Origin of the sequence: Frondihabitans sp. 4ASC-45 (assembly GCF_049472575.1) — a bacterium.
Taxonomy (GTDB): domain Bacteria; phylum Actinomycetota; class Actinomycetes; order Actinomycetales; family Microbacteriaceae; genus Frondihabitans.
The window spans coordinates 274,686-291,274 of record NZ_JBCEBN010000002.1 but is presented as its reverse complement, the minus strand read 5'-3'; the positions used below and the strand labels follow the sequence as shown (position 1 = coordinate 291,274).

At 67.6% G+C, this 16,589-nt stretch carries 15 protein-coding genes and 4 tRNA genes; 10 read left to right on the top strand and 9 right to left on the bottom strand.

Annotated elements, in window-relative coordinates; translation table 11 throughout:
- Nucleotides 1–21 precede the first annotated feature (21 nt).
- The 3 genes from VH571_RS04935 to VH571_RS04925 form a co-directional block, all read right to left on the bottom strand.
- Nucleotides 22–858, bottom strand: a complete 837-nt coding sequence (locus VH571_RS04935; RefSeq protein WP_423263578.1) for an ABC transporter permease — start codon at nucleotides 856–858, stop codon at nucleotides 22–24.
- Entirely contained in the window at nucleotides 855–1,871 is a 1,017-nt protein-coding gene (locus VH571_RS04930; RefSeq protein ID WP_423263577.1) for an ATP-binding cassette domain-containing protein, read from the bottom strand. The genes VH571_RS04935 and VH571_RS04930 overlap by 4 nt, the downstream gene beginning before the upstream one ends.
- A gap of 157 nt (nucleotides 1,872–2,028) precedes the next feature.
- Nucleotides 2,029–2,325 (bottom strand): DUF4193 family protein, encoded by a 297-nt coding sequence (locus VH571_RS04925; RefSeq protein ID WP_055958050.1) that lies wholly within the window; start codon nucleotides 2,323–2,325, stop codon nucleotides 2,029–2,031.
- Nucleotides 2,326–2,487: 162 nt separating this feature from the next.
- On the opposite strand from VH571_RS04925, the gene VH571_RS04920 reads away from it, so the two are divergent.
- Both VH571_RS04920 and VH571_RS04915 read left to right on the top strand, forming a co-directional pair.
- Nucleotides 2,488–3,954, top strand: coding sequence for a serine hydrolase domain-containing protein (locus VH571_RS04920; RefSeq protein ID WP_423263576.1), 1,467 nt, complete (start codon nucleotides 2,488–2,490; stop codon nucleotides 3,952–3,954).
- Between the two features lie 68 nt (nucleotides 3,955–4,022).
- Complete coding sequence (locus tag VH571_RS04915; protein ID WP_423263575.1) at nucleotides 4,023–5,105, top strand: glycosyltransferase; 1,083 nt, start codon at nucleotides 4,023–4,025, stop codon at nucleotides 5,103–5,105.
- A 196-nt stretch (nucleotides 5,106–5,301) separates the two neighbouring features.
- On the opposite strand, the gene VH571_RS04910 is transcribed toward VH571_RS04915, so the two are convergent.
- The 3 genes from VH571_RS04910 to VH571_RS04900 form a co-directional block, all read right to left on the bottom strand.
- Nucleotides 5,302–5,376: transfer RNA gene (locus tag VH571_RS04910), tRNA-Val, on the bottom strand.
- A gap of 53 nt (nucleotides 5,377–5,429) precedes the next feature.
- A tRNA-Cys gene (locus VH571_RS04905) sits at nucleotides 5,430–5,503 on the bottom strand.
- Nucleotides 5,504–5,526: 23 nt separating this feature from the next.
- A tRNA-Gly gene (locus VH571_RS04900) sits at nucleotides 5,527–5,598 on the bottom strand.
- Nucleotides 5,599–5,777: 179 nt separating this feature from the next.
- Between VH571_RS04900 and VH571_RS04895 the strand changes: the two genes are divergently transcribed.
- From VH571_RS04895 to VH571_RS04875, 5 genes are all read left to right on the top strand, one after another.
- Nucleotides 5,778–5,850, top strand: a tRNA-Val gene (locus tag VH571_RS04895).
- Nucleotides 5,851–6,117: 267 nt separating this feature from the next.
- Nucleotides 6,118–7,194: a methionine ABC transporter ATP-binding protein gene (locus tag VH571_RS04890; RefSeq protein ID WP_423263574.1), complete on the top strand. Its 1,077-nt coding sequence runs from the start codon at nucleotides 6,118–6,120 to the stop codon at nucleotides 7,192–7,194.
- On the top strand, nucleotides 7,191–7,928 hold the full coding sequence (locus VH571_RS04885) for a methionine ABC transporter permease (protein WP_423263573.1): 738 nt from the start codon (nucleotides 7,191–7,193) through the stop codon (nucleotides 7,926–7,928). The genes VH571_RS04890 and VH571_RS04885 overlap by 4 nt, the downstream gene beginning before the upstream one ends.
- A 43-nt stretch (nucleotides 7,929–7,971) precedes the next feature.
- The gene (locus tag VH571_RS04880) at nucleotides 7,972–8,889 is read left to right on the top strand and encodes a MetQ/NlpA family ABC transporter substrate-binding protein (RefSeq protein WP_423263572.1); all 918 of its coding nucleotides are present in this window, start codon (nucleotides 7,972–7,974) and stop codon (nucleotides 8,887–8,889) included.
- 70 nt (nucleotides 8,890–8,959) lie between these two features.
- Nucleotides 8,960–10,384: an LLM class flavin-dependent oxidoreductase gene (locus VH571_RS04875; protein WP_423263571.1), complete on the top strand. Its 1,425-nt coding sequence runs from the start codon at nucleotides 8,960–8,962 to the stop codon at nucleotides 10,382–10,384.
- A 99-nt stretch (nucleotides 10,385–10,483) separates the two neighbouring features.
- Here VH571_RS04875 and VH571_RS04870 read toward each other — a convergent pair whose 3' ends face one another.
- The 3 genes from VH571_RS04870 to zapE form a co-directional block, all read right to left on the bottom strand.
- A complete protein-coding gene (locus tag VH571_RS04870) occupies nucleotides 10,484–11,479 on the bottom strand; it encodes an NADP-dependent oxidoreductase (protein WP_423263569.1) in 996 nt (331 codons plus the stop codon).
- A gap of 163 nt (nucleotides 11,480–11,642) precedes the next feature.
- On the bottom strand, nucleotides 11,643–12,917 hold the full coding sequence (locus VH571_RS04865) for an ammonium transporter (protein ID WP_423263568.1): 1,275 nt from the start codon (nucleotides 12,915–12,917) through the stop codon (nucleotides 11,643–11,645).
- A gap of 251 nt (nucleotides 12,918–13,168) precedes the next feature.
- Nucleotides 13,169–14,224: a cell division protein ZapE gene (gene zapE / locus VH571_RS04860; RefSeq protein ID WP_423263566.1), complete on the bottom strand. Its 1,056-nt coding sequence runs from the start codon at nucleotides 14,222–14,224 to the stop codon at nucleotides 13,169–13,171.
- A 192-nt stretch (nucleotides 14,225–14,416) separates the two neighbouring features.
- On the opposite strand from zapE, the gene VH571_RS04855 reads away from it, so the two are divergent.
- From VH571_RS04855 to VH571_RS04845, 3 genes are read left to right on the top strand one after another with little or no spacing between them, the layout of a single operon-like run.
- Complete coding sequence (locus VH571_RS04855) at nucleotides 14,417–15,340, top strand: sulfurtransferase (protein WP_423263565.1); 924 nt, start codon at nucleotides 14,417–14,419, stop codon at nucleotides 15,338–15,340.
- A complete protein-coding gene (locus tag VH571_RS04850) occupies nucleotides 15,337–15,804 on the top strand; it encodes a SufE family protein (RefSeq protein ID WP_055958077.1) in 468 nt (155 codons plus the stop codon). The genes VH571_RS04855 and VH571_RS04850 overlap by 4 nt, the downstream gene beginning before the upstream one ends.
- Nucleotides 15,801–16,547, top strand: coding sequence for a dihydrofolate reductase family protein (locus VH571_RS04845; RefSeq protein WP_055958081.1), 747 nt, complete (start codon nucleotides 15,801–15,803; stop codon nucleotides 16,545–16,547). Before VH571_RS04850 ends, VH571_RS04845 begins: the two co-directional genes overlap by 4 nt.
- The last annotated feature ends 42 nt before the right edge of the window (nucleotides 16,548–16,589 follow it).

Genomic DNA, 16,589 nt, shown 5'->3' with positions numbered 1-16,589 from the left:
GGCGGCGCGGGAGCGGTCGCGTCAGGCCTTGCGCATGTAGGCGCGCACGGTCAGTGGGGCGAAGATCGCCACCACGACCCCGGCACCGAGCAGCGCCAGCCAGAGGTTGCCCGTGATCGCACCGGTGTTGGCGAGGTCGCGGACCCCCGACACGAGGTGCGAGACCGGGTTGCCCTCGGCGAACCACTTGAGCCACGACGGCAGCGTGCCGGTCGGCACGAAGGCGTTCGAGAGGAACGTCAGCGGAAAGAGCACCAGGAACGAGATGCCCTGCACGCTCGACGCGCTGCGAGCGACAACACCGAAGAACGCGAAGATCCAGCTGAGGGCCCAGGCACAGACGATCACAAGAAGCCCGGCCAGAACGACGAAGCCGAAGCCGCCGCCCGGACGCCAGCCCAGGATGAATCCCATGGTCAGGGTGAGCGTCGTCGCGATCGCGTAGCGGACAGTGTCGGCGAGGAGCGCACCGGCGAGCGGGGCGATCCGAGCGATCGGCAGCGACTTGAATCGATCGAACACGCCCTTGTCCATGTCTTCGCGCAACTGGGTGCCGGTGACGACGGAACCGGTGATGACCGTCTGGACGAGGATGCCGGGGATGATCAGCGGCAGGTAGTCCGCGATGCTTCCGGCGATCGCACCGCCGAACAGGTACGTGAACATCAGCGTGAAGATGATGGGCTGGATCGTGACGTCGATGAGCTGCTCGGGAGTGCGGCGGATCTTGAGCAGCCCGCGATAGGCCATCGTGAACGAGTGGCGGATGGTCTGCGAGACGCTGACGTGGTTCTTGAGTGGGCGACCGGCCGGGCCGGTGAGACGCGGAGTCGTGCTGGTGGGGCTGAGGGTGGTCATGCGTTCACCGCTTCTTTCGGGGAGGTGTTGGCGGCGGCAGCGCCGTCGGCTGGTGCGGCATCGGCGTCGACGCCGTGCCCGGTGAGAGTGAGGAACACCTCGTCGAGCGTCGGCTTCTGCACGCTCATCTCGGTGAGGTGGATGCCGCGCTCGCGGAAGGCGACGAACAGGTCGGTGATCCGGTCGGGGTCGGTCATCGGCGCGGTGATGCGACCGGCTTCGGGCGAGACGGCCGCCGAGACCCCGAGCACGCTTCGAATGAGGTCGCGGGCGGGTGCGACGTCGGCGGGTGAGGCGAGCCGGAGCTGCAGCGACGATTCGCCGACCGACGATTTGAGCTCCTCCGAGGTGCCCTCGGCGACGACCCGACCCGTGTCGATCACCGCGATGCGATCGGCGAGCTGGTCGGCCTCCTCGAGGTACTGCGTCGTGAGCAGCACCGTTGAGCCCTCAGTGACGAGGCGCCGGATGGTGTCCCACATCTGCGAGCGGGTGCGCGGGTCGAGCCCGGTGGTCGGCTCGTCCAAGAAGATCAGCGGCGGCTGGGCGATGAGGCTTGCGGCGAGGTCGAGACGACGACGCATTCCGCCCGAAAATTTCGCGAGCGGCCGGCTGGCGGCTTCGGTGAGGCCGAACTCCTCGAGCAGCTCGGTGGTCTTGGTGCGGGCATCGCGACGCGACAGCCCGAGCAGTCGGGAGAAGATGATGAGGTTCTCGGTCGCCGACAGCTTCTCGTCGACCGACGCGAACTGCGCGGTGACTCCGATGAGTTGCCGCACGACCTGCGCCTCTTTGACGACGTCGTGGCCGAAGATCGTGGCCGATCCGCCGTCGGGCCGCAGAAGCGTGGCGAGCATGCTGATGGTGGTCGATTTGCCGGCGCCGTTCGGGCCGAGCACTCCGTAGACGGTGCCGGCGCGGACGCTGAGGTCGACGCCGTCGACCGCGCGGTTCTCGCCGAAGACCTTGACGAGCCCGTGGGCTTCGACGGCCCAGTCGCTTGAGGTGGTCATGTCTGACCTTTCGTGAAAGAGGGGATGAGGATCCGAGGTGACCGGCTTTCGTTGCCGGCCACAGGGATCCTGCGCTCCCCCGCTTTCACGGGGCTTTCACACCCTTGCGCGCCTCTGTCAGGAGGCGCTCGCCTCTGTCAGGAGGCGCCTGTCTTTCTTACGACGCGCACTCGATGCACACGGGGCCGAGCTTGGTCTCGTGATCGAGCTGGGCGCGCGGGCGCACGAGGAAGCACTCGACGCAGGTGAACTCGTAATCCTGCATCGGCAGCACGACGACGTCGAGCGCTTCGTCGACGTCGGCGGCGTCGAGTTGGAACCCGCCCGAGGCATCGCCGTCGTCGAGGTCGGCGACGAGGCCGACCTTCTGGGGAGCTCGCTCCTTGAACGCCTGCATCGAGTCGTTACCGTCGTCGTCGGGGGCGTTGCGGGGTGCGTCGTAGTCGGCAGCCATGGTGTTCTCCTGCAAATGTGTCGCGGCTTGCAACCCGCGCGGATCTGGTGGTCGCCGTAACTATAGGCGGCATCTCGCCCTCAGCCGAACCATGTTCGCCAACGGCTGTAGTGCGTGTCGGAATCGAGGGCCGTCTCGGGGCCGCAGCGCTAGCGTGAGCGTGTGACCACTGACGCTCTCCCCCGCACCCGCCCGTCCGCCGTCGGCATCGATGCGGCGAGAATCGCCGCTCTCGTCGATGCCCTCGAATCGACGGCCGGCGTCGAACCGCACAGCCTCATGGTGCTGCGCCACGGGCAGGTGGCAGCGGAAGGGTGGTGGGCGCCGTACAGCGCCGATCGCCAGCATCTGCTCTATTCGATCAGTAAGAGCTTCACCTCGACCGCCGTCGGATTCGCCATCGCCGAGGGTCTCTTCTCGCTCGACGACACCGTCGTCAGCCACTTTCCTGAGCTCGATGCCGAGATCACGGATGAGAAGAGCCGCAGGATCCGGGTGCGTCACCTTCTTGCCATGGCCAGCGGTCACCGCGAAGAGACGGTGGCGCGGGCGTATTCCATCGACCCGGTCGATCTCGTGCGCGGCTTTCTGCTCATGCCGCCCGACGAAGAGCCGGGCACGCTGTTCTGCTACAACCAGCCGTGCACCTTCACTCTCGGGGCGATCGTGCAGCGCCTCAGCGGCCAATCGCTGACCGACTACCTGCGCCCGAGGCTGTTCGATCCGCTCGGCATCGGCGAGGTCGGCTGGCAGACCGACGCATCGGGGCGTCAGCTCGGCTACAGCGGCTTCTACGCACCGACCGTGGCGCTCGCCAAGCTCGCGCAGCTGTATCTGCAGCGCGGCGTGTGGGAGGGCGAGCAGATCCTGCCCGCTTCGTGGGTCGACGACGCGACGGTGTCGCACATCGACAACTCGAACCACGGCGACAAAGACTGGGGTCAGGGCTATGGCTTCCAGTTCTGGATGGCGCGACACGGCTACCGCGGCGACGGAGCCTACGGGCAGTTCGCCGTGGTGCTGCCGGAGCACGACGTGGTCATCGCGATCACCGGCCAGACCCCCGACATGCAAGCCGTGCTCGACGCGGTCTGGCAAAACCTTCTGCCCGCTTTTGATGGTTCTATGCCCTCTGCGGAGGCCGACGATGCTCTGGCCGAGCGGCTCGCCGGGCTCGCGCTGCCCGTGGCCTCCGTCCCAACGACGCGCGTCTCGGGCACCTTCACGCCCGGGGCGGGCAATCGTCTCGCGACGCTCACCTCGGTCGCCTACCTGCCGGGTGGGCTCGGTCTGCCGGGCGGGCACGGTCTGCCGGGCGCGCACGGTCTGCCGGGTGGGCACGGCTCGCCCGGTGACACGGGCAAAGGATCCGACACGGTCGAGCTGGTCGACCGCGGCGAGACCCTGCGCGCCACCGTCGGCGTGGGATCCTGGGCTCTCTCGGAGGCGGTGGCCGTCGCTGCCTCCGACGGGCCGAACGGCACTGTGCGCCTCGATGTGATCTTCGTCGAAACTCCCCACCGGCTGATCGTGACGCTCGACCCGGTCTCGGCGACCTTCGCGGCGGAGTGGCAGACCGAGCCGCTCGACGAGGCACCTCTCGTTCGCCGCCGTATGCCGCGCGCCTAGCTGCGCGTTCGACTGTATATCGCGTGTAGGATACCGGGGTGCAAAGTCGAGCCAGCGTAATCAGAGTTGTGCCGGAGCTCCGTGCCGTGCACCTCGAACGGCAGCGGGTCGGGGTGCCGGCCGAGGTGCTCTACTTCGGGACGAAGTACGATCTCGGCGACTCGCTGCCGGGTGCCGTGGGCAATGCCTTGGCTGGGAGTCGATTCACCCGGGTGACCCGGTTCGGAGCCCTTCGGCGAATGATTACGACGTCGGCCACTCGGCTCGAGGTCTTCGAGCCGCTCTGGATCCGCCTCTGGCCGACCCACTTCGCTCTGGTCACTGCCTTTCGGCTCGCGGGACTCCTTCGACGTAGACACCGCGAGATCGGCACCTACGCGATGGAGAACAGCTCGCTCGCGACGCTCGTCGGGGGTGATCGGACGCCGCCGCGGATCCTCGTCTCGGGTATCGGTCTGCTGATCGGCCTCGCGGCTCGCCTGACGCTGACCCGGATCGCCTTCGCGAGCGAGGCGTCCGCCGACGTCTATCGACGTCTGCCGTTCGTCGAGGGCATACCCCGTCGGGTCGGGCTCGAACTGCCCTCCGCCGGCCCGGGGCAGCCTGGATCGCCGCTCAGCGCGGTGTTTCTGGGCGTGCTCGACGAGCGGAAGGGCGTCCGGCTGCTGCTCGAGGCCTGGGAGCTCGTCGAGGTACGGGTTGCCGGAGCGAGACTCACCCTGATCGGCGGCGGCCCACTCGGTGACGTCGTCGACGTGTGGGTGCGTGCGTCTCCGCAGACTCGGAGTGCACGCGGCTCGCTCCCCCGCGACGAAGCCACCGAGATCGTCGGTCGCTCTTCTGTGCTGGTGGCTCCCTCAGTTCCCGACGGCCGCTGGCGAGAGCAGATCGGCCTGCCGATCAAGGAAGGCCTGGCGGCAGGGCTGACCATCGTCACGACCGACCAGACCGGCCTTGCCGGGTGGCTGAGCGACCACGGGCACGGCGTCGTGTCGGTCGACGCCGGGGCGTCGTTGCCAGGGCATCTGGCGGAGGCCCTGGCTGAGCGTCTCGTGGCCGCCCTTCGTTCGCCTCGCGACCGTGAGCTCGTGCGGGCGTCGCTCCCCGAGCGCGACGGCCGGCTCGACGCCGACGCCTGGCTGAACGCCTAGGGCGCTCGGCGCTCGGCGCTCGTAGTCGCGTTTCGCGCGTTTAGTCGCGAAATGCCGCGACTAAACCTGCGAAACGCGACTAGATGCGGCGCCTACCGTCACGATGGGCGACGAGGGGGCCTCGGCAGCTCTGCGGTGCGTTTCGCGCCGACCTCTCGGGAAAAGCAAAAACCCCCGACGAATCGGGGGTTTGTGGTGGTGAGCGATACTGGGATCGAACCAGTGACCTCTTCCGTGTCAGGGAAGCGCGCTACCGCTGCGCCAATCGCTCATATGTATTCAGTTGTCCGTCTGAGGCTTTGAAGAGACTCAAACCGGTGGATCTGGAGGTGGGGACGGGATTTGAACCCGCGTGAACGGCTTTGCAGGCCGGTGCCTCGCCTCTCGGCCACCCCACCCTGATCGGGTGAGCTTTCACTCGAGCGGATGACGAGATTCGAACTCGCGACCCTCACCTTGGCAAGGTGATGCGCTACCACTGCGCCACATCCGCAAAGTGTCTGACGTACGACACCTGGTTGTTGTTTCTGCCGCATCTCTGCGACCTCAGGAACTCTATCCGATGGTTTGCCCGAAGTACAAACTGAGATTGATTCGTGTCTCGACGAGTCTCCCGCGGGGCCGACGAATAGGTTCGAACTCGATTCATCCAGTAGTATCGACGAGTCCCACGGGCGATTGGCGCAGTTGGTAGCGCGCTTCCTTCACACGGAAGAGGTCATCGGTTCGAGTCCGGTATCGCCCACTGTATTTATTGTTCGCCCTCGAGGCGACACCTCTGTGACTTCTCCGGGCGAGGCCGCCATTTTGCGAGCGATCCGGAGTCGTAGGGCCCCGACACGCCGCAATCGTGAGGCAGGCGCCGCGGATCACTCTCAAATTCGCACCACACCGTTGCGAAAGAACACAGCGCTGCGCCAGACCACACCCACAGTCGCGTCACAGAGCGTCACACCCCGTCACCCCGCGACGTACAGCGGTGCGGCGCCTCGAGACGCTCTACCGTCGCCGCATGATCCGAATCGACCAGCTCAGCAAGGTGTACGAGCACGGTGGCACACGTTCCGTCGTGCTCGACCGCCTCGACTTCGAAGTCGGCCCGCGCGAGATCGCCGCCGTGGTCGGCAAAAGCGGTGCCGGCAAGTCGACGCTCGCGCAGTGCGTCACCCTCCTCGAACGACCCACCTCGGGGTCCGTCGTCGTCGACGGCGTCGACCTGACCGCGGCGTCGGAGAAGGGTCTCCGCACCGCCCGCCGGGCGATCGGCACGATCTTCCAGTCTGACGGCCTCTTCTCGCGTCGTACGGCCGCCCAGAACGTCGCGCTCCCCCTCGACTACCTCGGAGTCACCCCGGCTGAGTCGAAGGCGCGAGTCGCCGAGCTGCTCGACCGGGTCGGTCTCAGCGACAAGGCTGACCACTACCCGCACCAGCTCTCGGGCGGGCAGAGGCAGCGAGCCGGTGTGGCGCGCGCTCTGGCGCTCCGCCCCCGGATCCTGCTCTCCGACGAAGCCACCTCGGGCCTCGACCCCGAGTCGACCCGTTCGATCCTCGGGCTCCTCCGCGAGCTGCGCGACGACCTTGACCTGTCGATCCTGCTGATCACCCACGAGATGGACGCCGTGCGCGAGATCGCCGATACCGTCGCCCGTCTCGAGGTCGGCCGGTTCACCGAGTCGGGCCGGGTCGTCGACCTGCTTCAGGATCCGACATCCCGTCTCGGCGTCGACCTCCAGCCGCACCGCGCGTCGGCCCGTGCGGCCGACGACCAGGAGTCTCTCGTGGTCACGTACGGGCGCGCCGATGTGCCCACGGATTGGCTGGTGCGCGCGTCCGCCGAGCTCAGCGCCCCTCTGGCGTTGCTCGGGGCGGCGGTCGAGGTCGTCGACGGCGTGACCGTCGGAACGGTGACGGTGGGGGTGGTGGGCGATGTCGAGCGGGCCCGACGCGTGCTCGCCGAGCTGGGGCTGCTGCCCCGGGGCCCGGTCGGTGCCGCGAGCGCCGAGCCCGAGCGGGGTGCCGCCGGATCCTCGGCTTCGGAATCGATCGACACGGCGCCCGTCGACCCGACCCTGGAGGTCGTCGCGTGAGCAACTCGAATCTCGTTCCCGTCGATCAGATTGCAGGCCTCGTGCTGCCTGCCCTGGGCGACACGATCGTCATGGTCGGCATCACGATGGTGGTCGTCGTGGCCGTGGGGGTGCCGATTGGCGCGCTGGTGCACAACACCGGCCGCGGGGGGCTGTTCGAGCAGCCGCTCGTGCACACGCTGACCGGCTGGATCGTGAGTCTCGGGCGGAGTCTGCCGTTCCTCATCCTGATGGCCGCGATCATCCCGTTCACGCGGCTGGTCACGGGCACGAACATTGGCATCGCCGCGGCCGTCGTTCCCATGTCGGTTGCGGGCATCGCGTTCTTCAGCCGAATCGTCGAGAACGCGCTGCGCGGTGTTCCGCCCGAGTTCTCGCGGGTGGCTCGCGCTGCCGGGGCGTCGAGGCTGCAAGTGATCCGGACTGCACAGCTGGCCGAGGCGCTGCCCTCGATCGTCGGCGGCTTGACGATCAACACGATCGCGATGATCGAGTACTCGGCGATCGCCGGCACGATCGGCGCGGGCGGCATCGGCTACGTCGCCGTCACCTACGGTTACCAGCGCTTCGACACGCGGGTGATGCTCGCGACCATCGTGATCCTCGTCGTGCTCGTCGCCCTGGTGCAGTTCGCCGGCGATCGGCTCGCCCGTCGTCTGACGCCGCGGCTCCGATTCGCCAGCAGGGTCGCCCGCGACGCTTCTCCGGCCCGGCGTCCGCGCGTCGCCGCCTGACCCTCCCTTATTCACGCCCCTCTCACCCGAAAGCAGCACAGCCATGTCTTCCTCCGAGACCACTCCCCCCACGTCAGGCGGCCCCGACCACGGCTTCACCCTGACCAAGCGCCGCCGCTGGCCCTACGTCGCGGGAGCGGCCGTGGCCATCGTCGCCGTGGCAGCGGGCCTGACCGTTCCGCGCCTTCTCCCCGAGGCCAGCGCCAACGACACGAAGGGCGCCACGCTCTACGTCGCCACCGCCGAGGGCAACGCCGCCGAAGAGGCCCTCGTCGACTACGTCGCGAAAGAGGTCGCCCCCGACTACGGCATCAAGGTCGCCTTCAAGGGCCTCTCCGACTCGACCACTTTGAACCGCGCCGTCAGCGAGGGCGAGGTCGCAGGCACGGTCTACCAGCACAAGCTCTGGCTGAGCCAGGTGCTCAAGGCGAACCCCGACTTCAAGGAGACCGCGGCTACCCCGGTCTTCCGCTGGGGATTCGGCCTGTGGAGCTCGAAGTGGAAGACGGTCGACGCCATTCCCGACGGCGCGACGATCTCGCTCTACTCCGACCCCGCGAACGAGGCGCAGGGGCTCTGGATCCTCGACCGTGCCGGTCTGATCACCCTCAAGCCGGGTATCGACAAGGGCTACGCGACCCAGGACGACATCGCCTCGAATCCGAAGCACCTGAAGTTCACGCTGCTCGACTTCGCCGCCCAGTCGCGCTCGCTCGACGACCTCGACGCCGCCGTCGGCTACACCGAGTACTACCTCGCCGCGGGCATCCCGGTCTCGAAGCAGATCTACGCCCCCGCCGCCCCCGACCAGTTCGCCGGGCAGCTGACCGTCGGCACCAAGTACGCAAAATCGGACAACGTCAAGAAGCTGATCGCGGCGTTCAAGGATCCTCGAGTCCAGACCTTCCTGAGCACCGACTCGAAGGTCAAAAACATCCTGCTGCCGGTCGACGCGAAGTAGGCGCCCTGCGCGTGTGACACCGCGTTACGGACGCCCTGACAAACCGCCCCAACCCACGGAGGATGAGACCATGACCCGACAGATCCGCTTCAACGCCTTCGACATGAACTGCGTCGCCCACCAGTCGTCCGGGCTGTGGCGCCACCCGAGCGACCGTTCGCGGCACTACAACGACATCGACTACTGGACGAACCTGGCGAAGCTGCTCGAATCGGGCACGTTCGACGGCCTGTTCATCGCCGATGTGCTCGGCACCTACGACGTCTACGGCGGCAACAACGTCGCGGCGATCCGCAATGGGGCGCAGATTCCGGTCAACGACCCGGTGCTGCTCGTCTCAGCCATGGCGGCCGTCACGAAGCACCTCGGTTTCGGCGTGACCGCGGGCACGGCGTACGAGCACCCCTACCCGTTCGCCCGGCGCATGTCGACGCTCGATCACCTCACGAAGGGGCGCGTCGGCTGGAACGTCGTGACCGGCTACCTGCCGAGCGCGGCGCGGAACATGGGCCACGAGGATCAACTCGAGCACGACGCCCGCTACGACGTCGCCAGTGAGTACCTCGACGTGCTGTACAAGCTGTGGGAGGGGTCGTGGGAAGACGACGCCGTCGTCGAAGACCGCGAGGGTGGCGTGTTCACCGACCCCGCCAAGATCCACGAGATCGGTCACCGCGGCGAGAACTACACGGTGCCCGGCATCCACCTCTCCGAACCGTCGATTCAGCGCTCCCCCGTGATCTACCAGGCTGGGGCCTCTCCCCGCGGCGTCGCCTTCGCCGCAGACAACGCCGAGGCGATCTTCGTGTCGGCTCCCACGGCGGCCGTGCTCAAGGCGACGGTCTCGAGGATCCGCGACGCCCTGGAGAAGGCCGGCCGCGAACGCTACTCGGCCAAGATCTACACCCTGCTCACGATCATCACCGACGACACCCACGAGAAGGCCGTCGCCAAGCACGAGGAATACCTCCGCTACGCCAGCGAGGAGGGGGCTCTCGTCTTCATGTCCGGCTGGACCGGCATCGACCTCTCGGAGTACGACCTCGACCAGCCGATCGGCGACGTGCAGGGCAACGCGATCCAGTCGGTGATCGAGAACTTCAAAGAGTCGGCGAAGCTCGACGGCCGGGAGTGGACTGTGCGCGACATCGCGCGGTTCGGCGCCATCGGCGGACTCGGGCCGATCTTCGTCGGCTCAGGATCCGAGGTGGCCGACCATCTCGAACAGCTTGTCGCCGAGACGGACGTCGACGGGTTCAACCTCGCGTACGCCGTCTCGCCGGGCACGTGGGAAGACGTCATCGAGCATGTGATCCCCGAGCTGCGGGCCCGCGGCGCCTATCCGACGGAGTACGTGGAGGGGTCGCTTCGCGAGAAGCTGTTCGCGCGCGGCGACCGGCTGCCCGAGGAGCACCGCGGCGCGTCGTTCCGGCTTGGAGGCGCGCGCTCGACGTCGACCGGATCCGTGGCAGACAAGGCATCTGTCGACGCCTGACGCCTGACGCCTGACGCCAGCCGCGAGACGTCGTGCGGACCCACGGACGTGCCGCGGCGCGTCTGCGAGTCCGTGCGACGTCTCGCGGCGCCCGCGGCCTCAGGCCGAATGCACGTCGCGCGCCTTGCCCGACAGGTACCAGCTCGATCGCGCTCCGCTCTCAACGGGTTGCATGCCGACGACCACCTTGCCGCGCGAGTGCTTCTCGCCCAGGTCGGCGAACGCCTGCACGATGTAGTCGAAGGGGTAGAACCCGGAGATGAGCGGTTGGATCCTGCCCTCTTCGATCATCGTTGCGAGCTCGCTCAATATCATGGCCGGTTCGGTGTCGTCGCGGTCGACCGTGATGAAGCGCATCTCGGTCTCGAGGCGGTCTTCGCTCGACGAGAAGCGGCTGGGGATCACCTTCAGCGACTTCGCCAGGGCCGGGTTGTCGCCGCCGAAGTTGTCGATGAAGGCGGTGACGGGGCCCTTTGCGGCCTCGCGGATGCGCTCTTCGAGGCCGTCACCGTACGTGATCGGGATCACGCCGATCGAGCGGAGGTAGTCGTGGTTGCGCGGGCTGCAGGTGCCGATCACGCGGGCTCCGGCAACCAGAGCGAGCTGGCATTCGAGGTGCCCGACGCCGCCGGCAGCTGCGGTGACCACGAGAACGTCGTCGGAGCCGAGAGCGAGCCCGCGGACGACGTCGTAGGCCGTGGCACCGGCGAGGTACAGGCCCCCCGCGATCTCCCACGAGACTCGCTGGGGCTTCGGCACCACGGCGGTGCGGGGCACGGCGATGTAGGTGGCGTGGGCTCCTCCGCCGACGGCGTGGCCGATCACTTCGGCGCCGACGGACAGGTCGCGAACCGCTCTGCCGCGCTTCTTGACAATTCCGGCGAAGCAGGATCCTTGATTGGCCGGAAACGCCAGCGGCAGGCGACTCTGAAAGTCGCCCTGCCGGATGTAGTTCTCGATGTGGTTGAGGCCTGCGGCGACGATCTCGACCACCACCTCGTCGTCGTCGGGGGCTGGGAGCTCTTGGGTGACGAAGTGGAGCTCATCGACGTCGCCGTAGCGATCGAACTGAACCATTTTACCTGAGCGAGCCATCACGACCTCCTGGTTCGGCCCCTCATCGGGCCTTTGCTCGATCGTGCTCCTTTTCGGCTTCGAGTGCACACCGGGCCCTCAACCGACGAAATCGGGCAGATCTCCCGCGAGTGCGGCGGATCTGCCCGATTCGGCAGGCCGAGGGCCCGGCGGGGAGTGAGGGCTAGGCGCGCTCGTCGAGGAGCACGTAGCCCTCCTCGCCGTGCACGGCCGTGTCGATGCCGGCGACCTCGTCTTCGCTCGTGACGCGGAAGCCCATGGTCTTCTCGATCACGAGGCCGATGACGAAGGCGAAGGCGAACGAGTAGACCATGACCACGACGGCCGCGAGAGCCTGGACGCCGAGCTGGTGGAAGCCGCCACCGAAGGCGAGGCCGACGTCGTTCGCGAAGAAGCCGATGTAGAGGGTTCCGACGAGACCGCCGACGAGGTGGACGCCGACGACGTCGAGCGAGTCGTCGAAGCCGAGCTTGAACTTGAGGTCGATCGCGATTGCACAGATGGCACCGGTGAGGATGCCCAGCACGATCGCCCAGAACGGCGTGAGGGCGGCGCACGCCGGGGTGATGGCGACGAGACCGGCGACGGCACCCGATGCGGCACCCACGGAAGTGGCCTTGCCGTCTTTGACCTTCTCGACGATGAGCCAGCCGAGCACTGCGGCGGCGGGAGCGGCGAGGGTGTTGACGAACGCGAGGGCGGCGACGCCGTCGGCAGCGAGCTCCGAGCCGGCGTTGAAGCCGAACCAGCCGAACCAGAGGAGGCCGGCACCGAGCATCACGAAGGGAGGGTTGTGCGGCTTGTAGGCGCCCTTGGCGAAGCCGACGCGACGGCCGAGCACGAGTGCGAGAGCCAGACCGGCGGATCCTGCGTTGATGTGGACCGCGGTACCGCCGGCGAAGTCGATCAGGCCGAGACCGGCGAGCCAGCCGCCGTCGACGACCGAGCCGTCTTTGCCGAGGGTGAAGTTGAACACCCACGAGGCGACCGGGAAGTAGACAATCGTGGCCCAGACGCCGGCGAAGACCATCCAGGCGCCGAACTTGGCACGGTCGGCGATCGCACCCGAGATGAGGGCGACGGTGATGATGGCGAACGTCGCCTGGAAGGCGGCGAAGGCGAGCTGGGGGAAGGCGGCCTCCTGGCCGATCAGCGAGTTGAGGCCGAACATGGCCGGGTCGAAGCCGAGGAATCCGTCGATGCCGATGAACGTGTCGGTTCCGTTGGAGCCGGTTGGGCCGTTCGAGAAGGCGATGGAGTAGCCGTACAAGACCCACAAGACGGCGATGAGGCCGATTGCGCCGAAGCTGAGCATCATCATGCTGATGACGCTCTTGGCCTTGACGAGGCCACCGTAGAAGAAGGCGAGGCCGGGGGTCATGAGCAGGACCATGGCGGCCGTGATCAGGATGAAGGCGGTATTGCCTTGGTCGAGCATCTGGTGTCACCTCTCAGTTGTGCAGTGCAGGGTGTCCCGGACCGAACGTCGCTGGAAAGTGCAGGGGCGACGACCGGTGCTGACTCGGGATACGGCTCATACTGGCGTCCCGACGTTTCGGTTCGTGCGCACGTATGTTTCCCGGATGTAACACGGTTCGCCCGTTTGTAAACAACACGTTTCGCGAATCTGGCCTTTGGGCCCGAAGGTGCCGTGAGAGCGCGAAGCGCCGGGAAAGCGGGAGCCGGGGCCTAGAGAAGCGTGAGCGCGACCAGTCGCGACATGGCGCGGAGGTACTTCTTGCGGTAGCCGCCCGCCAGCATCTCGGCGCCGAAGACCTCGTCGAGCGCGAGCCCCGAGGCGACGACGCGCACCTGGGCGTCGTACAACCGGTCGACGAACGCGACGAAGCGGAGCGCCTCCATCTGATCATGGAGGGGGCCGACGTCGCGGAGAGCGACCGTGTCGATGCCGTCGATCAGCTTCACGTACTTCGACGGGTGCACTGTCGACAGGTGTTCGACGACGGCCTGGAAGTCGTCGACCGACACGACGCCCCGAGCGGATGCGATCGCACGGTCGAGCTCCTCCGTCACGATCGCGTGCGCCTCGATCTCGCGGCGTCGATAGTCGGTGCCGTCGATGCGCAGGGTGCGGAAGCGATCGCTCAGCGCCTGGATCTCGCGCAGGAAGTCGGCTGCGGCGAAGCGGCCCTCCCCCAGAGCGTTCGGCGGAGTGTTCGATGTCGCTGCGATCCGGGCTCCCTGGTCGGCGAGTTCGCCGAGGAGTCTCGTCATGATCATCGTGTCGCCCGGGTCGTCGAGCTCGAACTCGTCGATGCAGATGAGAGTCGCGCCTTCGAGCTGCGCTACCGCTCCGCGGTAGCCGACCGCGCCGACAAGGGCCGTGTATTCGATGAACGTGCCGAAGTATTTCGTGCCAGAGCCGGCTGCCCCCGGGGTCTGGTGCCAGAGCGCCGCGAGCAGGTGGGTCTTTCCGACGCCGAAGCCGCCGTCGAGGTAGAGACCGAGCTTTTTCGGCACGGCCGCCTTGCGGCGGAAGAAACCGGCCCGCGCGGGCGTGGCCTGGTCGCCGAAGGTGCGGACCGCTTCGACCGCCTCCGCCTGCGACGGGTAGCCGGGGTCGGGGCGGTAGTTGTCGAGCGAGGCGCCGTCGAACTGACGGGGAGGAACGAGGTGGGCGACGATCTCAGCGGCGGTGATGGAGGGAGAGCGGTCGGTGAGAGAGACGGTGTCTCGGATCCTGGTGTCCGCCTCGCCCGCGGTGGGGCTGCTCTCGTCGGTCATCCGGCAGCGCCGTCCTCTCCGTGTCAGATTTGTGTCAGAGTTTTGCGCGGGCTCCGCGCGGCATACATGGCGCCCGTCTAGCGTTGTCGACGGAGACGGCGAAAAAACACTGCTGCCGCAGACGGCGAAGTGAAACTCTACGCCGCACGCCGTAACCGTACGTGTCGCCTCCGGGCGACGTCTGGAGGAACCATGCCTGTCGATCGCGATCCGTCCGCTCAGTTCAGCGACTACGCCCACCCCGAGCGCCTCGTCTCGACCGAGTGGCTCGCCGAGAAGCTCGCCGGCGACCCTGCCGCACGGGCCGGCCTCGTCGTCGTCGAGTCCGACGAAGACGTCCTGCTCTACGAGACCGGCCACATTCCCGGCTCGGTCAAGGTCGACTGGCACACCGATCTCAACGACCCCGTGCAGCGCGACTACATCTCGGGGGAGAAGTTCGCCGAGCTGATGAGCGAGCGCGGCATCTCGCGCGACTCGACCGTCGTCATCTACGGCGACAAGAACAACTGGTGGGCCGCCTACGCCCTCTGGGTCTTCACGCTCTTCGGCCACGAAGACGTGCGCCTGCTCGACGGCGGTCGCGCGAAGTGGGAGGCCGAGGGCCGCGAGTACACCCTCGACCAGCCCGCGATCACCCCGGTCGAGTACCCCGTCCCCGAGCGAGACGACACCGGCATCCGCGCCTACAAAGAAGACGTGCTCGCCCACTTCGGCAGCCCGCTGATCGACGTCCGCTCCCCCGAGGAGTACAACGGCTCGCGCACGACCGCGCCCGCCTACCCCGAGGAGGGCGCCCTGCGCGCCGGTCACATCCCGAGCGCGCAGAACGTGCCGTGGGGAAAGGCCGCGGCCGACGACGGCACCTTCAAGCCCCTCGCCGAACTCGACTCGATCTACCGCGACGGCGCCGGGCTGAAAGACGACGACGAGGTGGTCGCCTACTGCCGCATCGGCGAGCGTTCCAGCCACACCTGGTTCGTGCTGCACCACCTGATGGGCTTCGAGAACGTCCGCAACTACGACGGCTCGTGGACGGAATGGGGCTCCGCCGTGCGCGTGCCGATCGTCACGGGTGCTGAGCCCGGTGAGGCTCCGGCGGCCACCACCCGATGAGCACGGTTCCGACGAGCAACGGCGAAGGATCCAGCCCGGCCCTCCCCGAGGCCCTGGCCGAGATCCAGCGCGACTTCCTCGACCTCTCCGTGAAAGACCGCCTGCAGCTCCTCCTCGAGTTCTCGAACGAGCTGCCGGGGCTGCCGGAACGCTATGCGGATCACCCCGATCTGCTCGAGCAGGTCGTGGAGTGCCAATCGCCGGTGTTCATCTTCGTCGAGGTGACGGATGGCCTCGTGCACCTGTATGCGACCGCACCGCGCGAGTCGCCGACGACTCGCGGCTTCGCGTCGATCATCGCGCAGGGCCTCGAGGGTCTGACGGTCGACGAAGCTCTCGGCGTGCCCGACGACTATCCGCAGACCATCGGTCTCGTGGAGGCCGTGAGCCCGTTGCGGATTCGAGGAATGACTGCGCTGCTCGGGCGGGCCAAGCGGCAGATTCGCGAGAAGACCGCCGCGTGATCCTGCGCCTTCTCCACCGGTCGAGAGAAGCCGGCCCCGATGTCGCCACGCGTCTCGAGGTCGGCGCCGACGACACGCACGAGGTGCTCAAGGGCTGGTACGCGCCACCGACGACGCCGTGGCTCCGGCTCAACCTGATCGCCGCCGTGTCGGGTGACGCGGCGGGTACCGACGGCACCTCCGACACACTCAGCAACCCGGCCGACCGGGCCATCCTGCGGGCCATCCGCGATGTCGCCGACGCCGTCATCGTCGGGGCGAAGAGTGTTCGCGCTGAGGGGTATCGGGTGCCGTCCACCGCAAAGCTGGTCGTCGTGACGAGCTCGGGTGACCTCAGCGGCCACCGCATCGACGCGGAGCGCGCCGATCGGGTCGTCGTCATCTGCCCCTCGTCGGCCGTGGCGCGCGTGACGGAGTCGCTCGGCGATTCGCTCTGCGGGCTCGCGACCATCCTGGTCGCCCCCGACACTGAGGGCCGTCTGGCTCCGGCCGCGATCGTCGAGCGCCTCCACGCCGAGGGGCTGCGCTCGCTCGTCTGCGAGGGCGGGCCGTCGCTCGCCGGGCAGTTTTTACACGACCGTCTCGTCGACGAGCTGTGCCTCTCGACCTCGCCGATCGTCATCGGCTCGGGCCTGCCCGTCTTCGGCACCGAGCGGTTCGATGCGTCAGCTCTGACTCTCGATCAGCTGCTCATCGACGACCAGTCGTCGCTCTACGCGCGTTGGAAGGTGCAAGCCTCCTGAGCCCGGGTGACGCAACCGACACGGCAGGGGTCGACGAGAATG

What these genes read in the sequence shown, in the direction of transcription:
- VH571_RS04935 (WP_423263578.1), bottom strand. Translation starts at nt 858, where the DNA reads ATGACCACCCTCAGCCCCACCAGCACGACTCCGCGTCTCACCGGCCCG.
- VH571_RS04930 (WP_423263577.1), bottom strand. Translation starts at nt 1,871, where the DNA reads ATGACCACCTCAAGCGACTGGGCCGTCGAAGCCCACGGGCTCGTCAAG.
- VH571_RS04925 (WP_055958050.1), bottom strand. Translation starts at nt 2,325, where the DNA reads ATGGCTGCCGACTACGACGCACCCCGCAACGCCCCCGACGACGACGGT.
- VH571_RS04890 (WP_423263574.1), top strand. Translation starts at nt 6,118, where the DNA reads ATGATCCGAATCGACCAGCTCAGCAAGGTGTACGAGCACGGTGGCACA.
- VH571_RS04880 (WP_423263572.1), top strand. Translation starts at nt 7,972, where the DNA reads ATGTCTTCCTCCGAGACCACTCCCCCCACGTCAGGCGGCCCCGACCAC.
- VH571_RS04875 (WP_423263571.1), top strand. Translation starts at nt 8,960, where the DNA reads ATGACCCGACAGATCCGCTTCAACGCCTTCGACATGAACTGCGTCGCC.
- VH571_RS04870 (WP_423263569.1), bottom strand. Translation starts at nt 11,479, where the DNA reads ATGGCTCGCTCAGGTAAAATGGTTCAGTTCGATCGCTACGGCGACGTC.
- VH571_RS04865 (WP_423263568.1), bottom strand. Translation starts at nt 12,917, where the DNA reads ATGCTCGACCAAGGCAATACCGCCTTCATCCTGATCACGGCCGCCATG.
- zapE (WP_423263566.1), bottom strand. Translation starts at nt 14,224, where the DNA reads ATGACCGACGAGAGCAGCCCCACCGCGGGCGAGGCGGACACCAGGATC.
- VH571_RS04855 (WP_423263565.1), top strand. Translation starts at nt 14,417, where the DNA reads ATGCCTGTCGATCGCGATCCGTCCGCTCAGTTCAGCGACTACGCCCAC.
- VH571_RS04850 (WP_055958077.1), top strand. Translation starts at nt 15,337, where the DNA reads ATGAGCACGGTTCCGACGAGCAACGGCGAAGGATCCAGCCCGGCCCTC.